This is a genomic window from Raoultella sp., from assembly GCF_039594335.1.
Lineage (GTDB): Bacteria > Pseudomonadota > Gammaproteobacteria > Enterobacterales > Enterobacteriaceae > Klebsiella.
Map to the genome: position 1 here is coordinate 1 of NZ_JBCNNS010000140.1, position 10,342 is coordinate 10,342.

Sequence of the window (10,342 nt, forward strand, 5' to 3'; positions counted from 1 at the left end):
GTCGTCGCAATAGGGTCTGATCTTCAGCATCGTTATAATCCCAGTACCAGTTGCCGCTCCAGTTGGGGATCGAGCAGCGTCACGTGTAGCCCCACCAGCCGTACTCCACGGCCGCCCCGCCGTTCGTGCCAGGCTTTGTAGGCGGTGGAGAGCAAATCCTCTTTATTCAGGCGCGGCCAGACGTGCTCCTGAGTGGTCAGCTGAAAATCATTGAATTTCAGCTTTATCCCCTGACGGGCAATCAGCAGGTCCGGTTTGACCTTCAGCAACCGCCGCTCCAGCTCCTGATAAAGATTCTCGATGATGCTCTCACAGGCAGACCATTCATGGATATCCTCCACCAGCGTACGTTCAACGCCAACCGATTTACGCTGTCGGGTGTTGTTGATCTCCCGCTCATCAATTCCCTGGCTACGCTCCCACAGGATACGACCAAATTTACCAAAGCGGCGAAGCAACATGGCGAGGTCGCTTTTCTGCACATCTTCGCAGGTGCGCAGCCCCATGCTTTCCAGCTTTGCGGCCGAAACTTTCCCCACGCCGGGGATCTTCGCCAGCGGCAGCGTGCGGACAAACTCCGCGACCTGATGCGGCGCAATCACAAACTGACCATTGGGTTTATTCATATCGGAGGCGATTTTCGCCAGAAATTTTACCGGCGCGATACCGGCGGAGGCGGTCAGCTGAAGCTCGTGATAAATGCTCTGGCGAATCTCTTCCGCAATCAGCGTGGCAGAGCCCTGGCAATGTACGCTATCGCTGACGTCGAGATACGCCTCATCCAGAGACAGCGGTTCAATCAATGATGTGTAGCGAGAGAAGATTTCCCGGATATGGGACGAGGCCTGTTTGTAGGCTTCAAAGCGGCCAGGCAGCAGGGTTAAATGCGGGCAAAGCTTGAGGGCCATCGCGGTTGGCATCGCGCTACGCACGCCAAATTTGCGCGCCGGATAGTTGGCCGTGCTGATCACGCCCCGCTGTACCCGGCTACCGCCGATGGCAATGGGGATATCACGCAGGGCTGGATTATCCCGCATTTCCACGGCGGCAAAAAAGCAGTCCATATCGACATGGATAATTTTGCGCATACTCAGCCCTCAATAATTACTGGTTAAGTATACAGTAAAATATCGAGCAATGAGAAGTGCGGGAATGGGGCTGCGAGAAAGGCTGCCCGGCGGCACTACGTTTGCCGGGCCTACAAAATCACAGAATAACAGGCCGGGTTAGCATAGCGCCACACAGCGTTTTGCCCGGCGGCACGGCGTTTGCCGGGCCTACAAAATCACAGAATAACAGGCCGGGTTAGCATAGCGCCTCCGGACGTTTTGTCCGGCGGCACGGCCTGTAGAAACGACAAATTCAGAGGATCCGATTTTGCTGGCGCTGCGCTTCGCGAGCCATGCGCTTTTTACGTGCGTCGCAAGGCTCCGGGCAGTCGCAGACTTTCTCAAGCCCCAGCGATGAAATGCCGCCGCAGCTGCCCTGGAGACTTTTACGCTTTATCAGATATCCCAAAGACATCCCCAGAATAACCAGCGCGAAAATGACAAAGGTTGCCACAAACACCGTCAGCATCATCAACCTCCAAAGTCATCAAGCATGATGTTGTCATCCTCAACGCCAAGATCTTTTAGCATCTTGATCACCGCGGCATTCATCACCGGTGGCCCACACATATAAAACTCGCACTCCTCCGGCGCCGGGTGATCGCGCAGGTAGTTTTCATACAGCACATGATGAATAAAGCCGGTGTGGCCGTTCCAGTTATCTTCCGGCAGCGGGTCGGAAAGCGCCACGTGGAAGGTAAAGTTCGGATTTTCACCTGCCAGCTGCTCAAACTCATCGCCATAGAACATTTCACGCAGCGAACGCGCACCGTACCAGAAGCTGATTTTGCGCTTGCTGTGCAGCCGTTTCAGCTGATCGAAAATATGCGAACGCATAGGCGCCATCCCGGCGCCACCGCCGATAAAGACCATCTCGGCGTCAGTCTCTTTCGCGAAGAACTCGCCAAACGGCCCGGAAATCGTCACCTTATCGCCAGCTTTCAGCGACCAGATATACGAAGACATGATCCCCGGCGGCGCATCCGGCACTTTCGGCGGCGGCGTCGCGATACGCACATTGAGCATAATGATGCCCTTCTCATCCGGATAGTTCGCCATCGAATAGGCGCGCAGCGTCGGCTCTTTAACCTCGGAAACATAGCGGAAAAGGTTAAATTTATCCCAGTCCGCACGGTACTCGTCCGGCACGTCAAAGTCAGCATACGCCACCTTGTGCGACGGACACTCGATCTGGATATACCCCCCGGCACGGAACGGCACAACGTCACCGTCCGGCACGCGCAGCTTCAGCTCTTTGATAAACGTCGCTTTGTTATCATTGGAGATCACTTCACACTGCCATTTTTTGACCCCGAAGATCTCTTCCGGCAACGCGATCTTCATGTTTTGTTTCACCGCGACCTGGCAGGCCAGACGGCAGCCCTCTTTCGCCTCGCGCCTGGTGATATGGGAAAGTTCGGTAGGCAGGATATCACCGCCCCCTTCCTTCACCGTCACCCGACACTGGCCGCAGGAACCGCCGCCGCCGCAGGCAGAAGAGATAAAGATCCCGTTGCTGGACAGCGTGTTCAGCAGCTTATCGCCCGCCGGGGTGCGGATCTGTTTATCCGCTTCGTTATTGATTTCAATAACCACATCACCGGCGTTGACCAGCTTCGAACGCGCCGCCAGGATCAATCCTGACAGCACCAGCACGATCAGCGTAAACATCACCACGCCAAGAATAATTTCCATACTTTCCGCCCTTATAGCTGCACACCGGAAAATGACATAAAGCCCAGCGCCATCAGACCCGTGGTAATAAAGGTGATCCCTAACCCGCGCAGACCGGCGGGCACGTTGGCATATTTCATTCTTTCCCGGATGCCCGCCAGGGCAACAATTGCCAGCGTCCAGCCGATACCGGAACCGAAGCCATAGACAATGGATTCCGGGAAGTTGTAGTCACGCTGCACCATGAAGGAGACACCGCCAAAAATGGCGCAGTGCACGGCAATCAGCGGCAGGAAGATCCCCAACGCGTGGTATAACGCCGGGAAATACTTATCGAGGATCATCTCGAGGATCTGCACCAGCGCGGCAATCACCCCGATAAAAGTAATAAAGTTGAGGAAACTTAAATCGACGCCCTCCGCCAACGCCCCGTCACGTAGAACCAGGTTATAGATCAGGTTATTGATCGGTACCGCCAGCCCAAGCACGATAGTGACCGTCAGGCCGAGACCAAAGGCGGTGGAGACCTTTTTCGACACCGCCAGGAAGGTACACATCCCGAGGAAGAAGGCCAGCGCCATGTTTTCTACGAATACGGCACGGACAAACAGGCTGAGATAGTGAGCCGTCATCGCTTACTCCTTTTCCTGTTGTTCCGGCTTCCAGCTGCGCAGGGCCCAGATCAGCAAACCGATGATGAAGAAGGCGCTCGGCGCCAGCAGAAACAGGCCGTTCGGCTGATACCAGCCGCCGTTCTGCACTGTCTCCAGCACGGTAATGCCAAACAGCTTGCCGCTACCGATAAGCTCGCGCAGGAAACCGACAACCATCAGAATGGCGCCATAGCCCAGCCCGTTGCCGATACCGTCCATAAAACTGGCCAGCGGCGGCGACTTCATGGCGTACGCTTCCGCCCGCCCCATCACGATGCAGTTGGTGATGATCAGCCCGACAAAGACCGACAGCTGCCGGGAGGTCTCATAGGCAAAAGCGCGCAGCAGCTGATCCACCACAATCACCAGCGAGGCCACGATCGTCATCTGCACGATCATGCGCACGCTGTTGGGAATGTGGTGGCGGATCATCGAGATAAACATGCTGGAGAAGGCGGTCACCAGCGTTACCGCGATGGTCATCACCAGCGCGGTTTCCAGTTTGGTGGTCACCGCCAGCGCCGAACAGACGCCCAGTACCTGCAGCGTAATGGGGTTATTGGCCAGCAGCGGCCCCACCAGCACGCGCTTCATCTCTTTCGTATCGCCTGCTTCAGCCATTATTCAGCTCTCCGTCACGCACTCTTTTCAGAAACGGGCCGAAGCCCAGCTCGCCCATCCAGAAATCAAAGCTATGCTGCACGCCATTCGCGGTCAGCGTCGCCCCGGACAGGCCGTCAACGGCGTGGATATCCCCCGGGTGCGCCCCGCCTTTCACCACCTTCAGCGCCGGATGGCCGCTATCGTCAAGCACCTGCTTGCCGATAAACTGCTGACGCCAGTTGGGGTTTTCCACCTCGCCGCCCAGCCCCGGCGTTTCGCCATGATCGTAATACGTCAGGCCCTTTATCGTACGACCATCGGTACCCAGCGCCACGAAGGCGTACATCATCGACCACAGACCGTTGCCGTAAATCGGCAGGATCACTTCCTGAATCTGCTGCTGCTCATCGCGCACCAGGTAAATTTCGACAATATTGCTCCGATGCTTGATGCCCGCCGGGTCCTGGCTGACGTCCAGTGAGATGCTTTGCGCAGGATCTTTCAGCGCCTGCGCCTGATTGAATTTGCCCGGATCCTTGTCCAGCAGCTCGCCGCTGGCTAAATCCACCAGCCGCGGGGAGATTCGGGCGGCAAAAACGGACTCCACCTCGTCAGCGCTCATCTTCGGCGTCATCAGCCCGGACACGGCGAGGATATTGCGTTGTTTATCCAGCTCGCGCTGCTCCTGCTGGCGCGACTTCAGCCCCACGGCGGATCCGGCGACCACAATGGAGCAGACGAGGCAAAGCACCAGCACCACCAGCAGCGTTTTGCCGGTGCTATCGTTACTTTTCTTCTCAGCCACGCGACTTCCTCCGCTTAATATTGGCCTGCACCACCAGGTAATCGAACAGCGGTGCGAAAAGGTTGGCGAAGAGGATCGCCAGCATCATCCCTTCCGGATAGGCCGGGTTGACCACCCGAATCAGCACGCACATCACGCCAATCAGCAGGCCATAGCTCCATTTCCCTTTATCCGTAAACGACGCCGACACCGGGTCAGTCGCCATAAACATCATGCCGAAGGCGAAGCCGCCGAGCACCAGATGCCAGTACCACGGCATGGCGAACAGCGGGTTAGTCGCAGAACCAATCAGATTGAACAGCGTCGCCGTGGCAATCATGCCAATCATCACCCCGGCGACAATGCGCCAGGAAGCAATACGACCAAAGAGAATAATCGCGCCGCCAATCAGGATCATCAGCGTCGAGACTTCGCCGATGGAGCCCGGAATGTTGCCGAGGAACGCCTCCATCCAGTTGACCGGTTGGCCGCTGGTGACATTGACCAGCGCTTCCCCGCCGCCGCTCGCCCACTGAGAAAGCGGCGTTGCGCCGGAGAAACCGTCCGCCGCCGTCCACACCAGATCGCCGGAGATTTGCGCCGGCCAGGCAAAGAACAGGAATGCGCGCCCGGCCAGCGCCGGGTTGAGGAAGTTACGGCCGGTGCCGCCAAAAATTTCTTTGCCAATCACAACGCCAAAGCTGATGCCCAGCGCCGCCTGCCACAGCGGCAGCGTCGGCGGCACGATCAGCGCGAACAGAATGGAAGTAACAAAGAAGCCTTCATTGATTTCATGTTTGCGCACGATGGCGAACAGCACTTCCCAGAAACCGCCGACGATAAACACGGTGAGATAAATGGGCAGGAAGAACACTGCGCCCAGACCCATCATACTCAGCCAGCCCGCATTCGGGCCAAAGTCCACCCCTAGCTGCTGCGCCACGTTATAGTGCCAGTGGCTGGCGATCACCTGCTGCAGTTGCTCCGCGCCGTAGAGTTTGTGCAGCGCGGGGATAGTTTGCAGACCGACGTTATACATGCCCCAGAACATCGCCGGGAACACTGCCAGCCACACCAGGATCATCATACGCTTGAGGTCGATGGCATCACGGACATGAGAGGCGCCTTTCGTCACCTGACCCGGCGTGTAGAAAATGGTCGCCGCCGCCTCATATAACGGGTAGTACTTTTCCAGTTTGCCGCCGTGGGTGAAATGCGGCTCAATTTTTTCCAGCAGATTTTTCAAACCCATCACTTATCCTTCCAGCTCAATGCGGGTTAAGACGTCACGCAGCAGCGGGCCGTATTCATATTTTGCCGGGCAGACATAGGTGCAGAGCGCTAAATCCTCTTCATCCAGCTCGAGACAGCCCAGCGCCTGCGCACTGTCACTGTCTCCCACCAGCAAGTCTCGCAGCAGATGTGTCGGCAAAATATCCAGCGGCATCACGCGTTCGTAGTTGCCGATAGGCACCATCGCCCGCTCGCCGCCGTGGGTATCCGTTGAGAAATTGAACAGTTTGTGTTTGAGAAAATGTCCAAGCGTGGTGCGGGTAATCGAAAACTTGTCTTTTCCCGGCATCGCCCAGCCAAACAGCTCTTTCTCACGCCCTTCCTTCACGACACTCACCTGCAGGTGATAGCGGCCAAGGAACGCATACGGCCCCTGCGCGTGGATGCCGCTCAGCACAGAGCCGGAAATCACCCGGCTTTCGCCGTCCAGCAGTTCACCGGCCAGCAGTTCATCAAGACTGGCACCGCAGCAGGTTTTGATCAGCCGCGGCTCTTTGACCTGCGGGCCTCCGAGCGCAATCACGCGTTCACTGTAAAGTTCCCCGTCGAGAAACAGCCGACCAATGGCGATAACATCTTGATAGTGAAGGTGCCAGACCTGTTTCTTCAGGCTGACGGGCTCAAGGAAATGGATATGGGTGCCTGCCAGCCCGGCCGGATGCGGCCCGGCAAACTGATTAAACGTCACTTTCCCTGACGGGTGGCCACCGAGTTTGCCACCGCTGGCCTGGCAGACATACACTTTGCCATCCGTCAGGCTGGTGAGTACGGTGAGCCCCGCATCAAAGGCCTCACGATGGGCCAGAATAATCGGTTGCGGATCTGCCGCCAGCGGGTTGGTATCGATAGCGGTCACGAAAATCGCCGCCGGTACGCTGCCCGGGGCCGGTGTTTTACTGAACGGACGGGTGCGAAAAGCCGTCCATTGGCCAGAAATCAGCAGTTGCTGCTGCACGGTTTCTCGCGACAATCCCGCCAGATCGCCTGGCGCATAACGGGAAAAAGAGACGGCCTCATCGCCGTCGACATCAATAACAATGGATTGCAGAACCCGACGTTCGCCGCGATGGATGGCGCCAATCACCCCAGCCGCAGGTGCGGTAAAGCAGACGCCGGGATTCTTTTTGTCTTCGAACAGGGTTTGCCCTTTTTGTACCCGATCACCTTCGCGCACCGCCATGGAAGGGCGCATACCGACGTATTCTTCGCCCAACAGCGCGACACGTTTAACCGCAACTTTCGAAGTGATCTGCTGTGATGGCATGCCAGCTATGGGCAAATTCAGCCCTTTTGTGATTTTAATCATATTGTTAGCAGGTATCCGTAACCTAAACCCCGCCATCAGAACGAGGCCAGCAACATTGATGGGAAACCAGAGAAAAAGGAAAATTGCGCTCCAGGTGACGCGCAAAACGGGAGAGAAGCATCCTTTCTTACCCTGATCGTTAATCGATGTAAGTGTAACATTTTGTGAGTGAAGGCTGTAGATAAACCACGACTAACAACCTGTAAAGTGAGACCTGTTGCGCAAAGTTCTGACTGCGTTTTAAGGTCAGATTCGCTATAAAGGAGAACTAAATTGTAAACGTGGCGCGGCCGCGCTTGCGAAAAACTGCCGTGATGCTAATGTGAGCGCTCTAAATCCAGAAAAGTCTGATTTCGGGTATCTCTTGCCGTCCTGGCAATGTGGTTTTTTGATTTATCAAGGAATAAGCAGTATGCGCAAAATCGCATTATTTATTGCGATGCTTCTGTTGCCGTGCGTTTCATTTGCTGGGTTACTCAGCAATAGCGGCTCGACGACGCCGGTTAGCAAAGAATACAAGCAACAATTAATGGGTTCCCCGGTTTACATTGAGATCTTCAAAGAAGAGCGCACGCTCGATCTCTACGTCAAAATGGGCGAAACCTACCAGCTACTCGACAGCTACCGGATCTGTAACTATTCCGGCGGTCTGGGGCCGAAACAGCGTCAGGGCGACTTCAAAAGTCCGGAAGGTTTTTATACCGTGGCGCGCAATCAGCTCAAGCCTGACAGCCGTTTCTATAAAGCCATTAATATCGGCTTCCCGAACGCCTACGATCGCGCCCATGGTTATGAGGGTAAATACCTGATGATTCACGGTGCCTGTGTATCCATCGGTTGCTACGCGATGACGGATAACAGCATTGATGAGATTTTCCAGTTTGTCACCGGTGCATTAGTGTTCGGTCAGTCCAGCGTGCAGGTCAGCATTTATCCTTTCCGCATGACCAATGCCAATATGGAGCGCCACAAATACTCCTACTATGCGGATTTCTGGAAACAGCTGAAGCCAGGCTACGACTATTTCCAGCAAACCCACAAGCCGCCGGTTATCTCAGTGGTCGATGGCCGCTATATCGTCAGCAAACCGCTCAGTCATGAAGTTATCCAGCCACAACTGGCTTCAAACTACACGGTCCCCGAGACAAAATAACGCCCACTCACCTGGCATGATTTTATGCCAGGTCTCGTTGCCGGTCAGCGGCTGAGTGGCGATAACGGTGACCACATCGTTGGGTGTGGTCTCCCGCTGAAAATCAATTTCTACATCCTGATCCAGTAACGTTGCTACGCCAAATGGCGCCCGCCGCGTTATCCAGTGCAGATTTGTCGAGCAAAACGCCATTACGTAACGTCCGTCCGACAACAGCATATTGAAGACACCTTTTTCCCGCAACGAGCCCGCCAGGGTAGCGATAAAGCTGAACACCTCAACCATATCATCCGGACTCCCCGAATAGCGCTCGGTCAGGCAGTGCAGCAGCCAACAGAAAGCTATTTCGCTGTCGGTTTCGCCGATCGGCTGGAGATTTCCCGTATCCAGGGACTCATAGTCCTCTAACTGGCCGTTATGTGCATAGGTCCAGTTGCGTCCCCACAGCTCGCGGGTAAAAGGATGGGTATTTTCCAACGCAACGATACCGCGGTTAGCCTGGCGAATATGGGCGATGACCGAGCACGATTTGATGGGATAGTCCTGCACCAGTTTCGCAATCGGCGACTGGAAGCTGGGTTGCGGATCCTTAAATGTGCGACAGCCTTTACCTTCATAAAAGGTAATACCCCAGCCATCTTTATGCGGGCCGGTGCCTCCACCGCGCTGGACCAACCCGGTAAAGCTAAAACAAATATCTGTTGGCACATTCGCGCTCATCCCGAGCAATTCGCACATACATCACCTCTTCGCACTTTCAGGCAAAGCCGGGTGGGCTCGCAGCTTACCCGGCCTACAACTCAGCCCGCTGGTCGGGCACAGACCGTGCCGCCCGACACCATGTTATCAGGCCTTAACCATCTCTTTTTCGATCAGCATAATCAGAATATGAATCACTTTAATGTGAATTTCCTGAATACGATCGGCATAACCAAAATGCGGCACGCGAATTTCAACATCAGCGGAACCCGCCATTTTACCGCCGTCCTTGCCGGTCAGCGTGATGACCTTCATCCCCTGGGCGCGGGCAGCCTCAATCGCCTTAATCACGTTGCCGGAGTTGCCGGAAGTGGAAATCCCCAGCAGCACATCGCCGGCGCGACCCACGGACTCGACGTAGCGGGAGAAGACGTACTCATAGCCAAAATCGTTACTGACGCAGGACAGATGGCTAACGTCTGAAATCGCAATCGCCGGATAGCCAGGGCGATTCTCACGATAGCGCCCGGTCAATTCTTCTGCAAAGTGCATCGCATCGCAGTGGGAACCACCGTTACCGCAGGAGAGGACTTTACCACCGGCCTTAAAACTATCAGCCAGCAGCACCGCGGCACGCTGAATCGCGTGAATATTGGCTTCGTCCTGCAGAAAGTGAGCCAGCGTTTCCGCCGCTTCGTTCAGTTCGTTACGAATAAGATCCTGGTACATGAGGATAATCCTTCAGTATGGTTGGAATAACCCTGGCAGTGTACCGGATAGGCGCCGAAGCGAGAAGCCGCAGCCGACGTTATCCGCCGTGGTTTTGATTTTACGTGCCGCATTTCCGAATAACAATGTGAGCAAGGTTGTAATTATTTTGTAAACACATTGCTAAAACAAATTACATCCACTACAACCATATCATCACAAGTGGTCAGACCTCCTACAAGACAGGGAGCATTTCTCTATGATGATTTTGAGTATTGTTGCAACCGTTGTTTTACTCGGTGCGCTCTTCTATCACCGAATTAATCTCCTGCTGAGCAGCGTGATTTTGCTCGTCTGGAC

The 10,342-nt window shown here is 55.3% G+C and carries 12 protein-coding genes; 2 read left to right on the plus strand and 10 right to left on the minus strand.

The features are described 5' to 3' along the window. Positions 1-32: 32 nt before the first annotated feature. From dinB to ACZAHD_RS18865, 8 genes are all read right to left on the minus strand, one after another. A complete protein-coding gene (gene dinB, locus ACZAHD_RS18830; protein ID WP_131050412.1) occupies positions 33-1,088 on the minus strand; it encodes a DNA polymerase IV in 1,056 nt (351 codons plus the stop codon). A gap of 274 nt (positions 1,089-1,362) precedes the next feature. Then, a complete protein-coding gene (gene nqrM, locus ACZAHD_RS18835; RefSeq protein ID WP_004858255.1) occupies positions 1,363-1,578 on the minus strand; it encodes a (Na+)-NQR maturation NqrM in 216 nt (71 codons plus the stop codon). 2 nt (positions 1,579-1,580) lie between these two features. Further along, entirely contained in the window at positions 1,581-2,804 is a 1,224-nt protein-coding gene (nqrF, locus tag ACZAHD_RS18840; RefSeq protein WP_462458135.1) for an NADH:ubiquinone reductase (Na(+)-transporting) subunit F, read from the minus strand. A gap of 11 nt (positions 2,805-2,815) precedes the next feature. Continuing rightward, positions 2,816-3,415: an NADH:ubiquinone reductase (Na(+)-transporting) subunit E gene (gene nqrE, locus ACZAHD_RS18845; RefSeq protein WP_100684751.1), complete on the minus strand. Its 600-nt coding sequence runs from the start codon at positions 3,413-3,415 to the stop codon at positions 2,816-2,818. A gap of 3 nt (positions 3,416-3,418) precedes the next feature. Next, on the minus strand, positions 3,419-4,057 hold the full coding sequence (locus ACZAHD_RS18850; RefSeq protein ID WP_462458136.1) for an NADH:ubiquinone reductase (Na(+)-transporting) subunit D: 639 nt from the start codon (positions 4,055-4,057) through the stop codon (positions 3,419-3,421). Further along, positions 4,050-4,844: a Na(+)-translocating NADH-quinone reductase subunit C gene (locus tag ACZAHD_RS18855; RefSeq protein WP_462458137.1), complete on the minus strand. Its 795-nt coding sequence runs from the start codon at positions 4,842-4,844 to the stop codon at positions 4,050-4,052. Before ACZAHD_RS18855 ends, ACZAHD_RS18850 begins: the two co-directional genes overlap by 8 nt. Further along, on the minus strand, positions 4,837-6,075 hold the full coding sequence (locus ACZAHD_RS18860; protein ID WP_462458138.1) for an NADH:ubiquinone reductase (Na(+)-transporting) subunit B: 1,239 nt from the start codon (positions 6,073-6,075) through the stop codon (positions 4,837-4,839). Before ACZAHD_RS18860 ends, ACZAHD_RS18855 begins: the two co-directional genes overlap by 8 nt. 3 nt (positions 6,076-6,078) lie before the next feature. Next, a complete protein-coding gene (locus ACZAHD_RS18865; RefSeq protein ID WP_462458139.1) occupies positions 6,079-7,422 on the minus strand; it encodes a Na(+)-translocating NADH-quinone reductase subunit A in 1,344 nt (447 codons plus the stop codon). 412 nt (positions 7,423-7,834) lie between these two features. Between ACZAHD_RS18865 and dpaA the strand changes: the two genes are divergently transcribed. Further along, positions 7,835-8,575 (plus strand): peptidoglycan meso-diaminopimelic acid protein amidase, encoded by a 741-nt coding sequence (gene dpaA, locus ACZAHD_RS18870; protein WP_462458140.1) that lies wholly within the window; start codon positions 7,835-7,837, stop codon positions 8,573-8,575. Here dpaA and ACZAHD_RS18875 read toward each other — a convergent pair. Beyond that, on the minus strand, positions 8,546-9,313 hold the full coding sequence (locus tag ACZAHD_RS18875; RefSeq protein WP_462458141.1) for a class II glutamine amidotransferase: 768 nt from the start codon (positions 9,311-9,313) through the stop codon (positions 8,546-8,548). The two genes, dpaA and ACZAHD_RS18875, sit on opposite strands and share 30 nt — an antisense overlap. A 108-nt stretch (positions 9,314-9,421) precedes the next feature. After that, complete coding sequence (gene lpcA / locus ACZAHD_RS18880; protein WP_462458142.1) at positions 9,422-10,003, minus strand: D-sedoheptulose 7-phosphate isomerase; 582 nt, start codon at positions 10,001-10,003, stop codon at positions 9,422-9,424. 238 nt (positions 10,004-10,241) lie between these two features. Between lpcA and ACZAHD_RS18885 the strand changes: the two genes are divergently transcribed. Further along, positions 10,242-10,342: hypothetical protein (locus ACZAHD_RS18885; protein ID WP_462458143.1), on the plus strand; the 101-nt coding region annotated here is incomplete at its 3' end.

Bases quoted from the DNA above. Each gene is read 5' to 3' on its own strand.
- ACZAHD_RS18875 (WP_462458141.1), bottom strand. From the start codon at position 9,313: ATGTGCGAATTGCTCGGGATGAGCGCGAATGTGCCAACAGATATTTGT.
- ACZAHD_RS18860 (WP_462458138.1), bottom strand. From the start codon at position 6,075: ATGGGTTTGAAAAATCTGCTGGAAAAAATTGAGCCGCATTTCACCCAC.
- nqrE (WP_100684751.1), bottom strand. From the start codon at position 3,415: ATGACGGCTCACTATCTCAGCCTGTTTGTCCGTGCCGTATTCGTAGAA.
- dinB (WP_131050412.1), bottom strand. From the start codon at position 1,088: ATGCGCAAAATTATCCATGTCGATATGGACTGCTTTTTTGCCGCCGTG.
- lpcA (WP_462458142.1), bottom strand. From the start codon at position 10,003: ATGTACCAGGATCTTATTCGTAACGAACTGAACGAAGCGGCGGAAACG.
- nqrF (WP_462458135.1), bottom strand. From the start codon at position 2,804: ATGGAAATTATTCTTGGCGTGGTGATGTTTACGCTGATCGTGCTGGTG.
- dpaA (WP_462458140.1), top strand. From the start codon at position 7,835: ATGCGCAAAATCGCATTATTTATTGCGATGCTTCTGTTGCCGTGCGTT.
- ACZAHD_RS18865 (WP_462458139.1), bottom strand. From the start codon at position 7,422: ATGATTAAAATCACAAAAGGGCTGAATTTGCCCATAGCTGGCATGCCA.
- nqrM (WP_004858255.1), bottom strand. From the start codon at position 1,578: ATGCTGACGGTGTTTGTGGCAACCTTTGTCATTTTCGCGCTGGTTATT.
- ACZAHD_RS18850 (WP_462458136.1), bottom strand. From the start codon at position 4,057: ATGGCTGAAGCAGGCGATACGAAAGAGATGAAGCGCGTGCTGGTGGGG.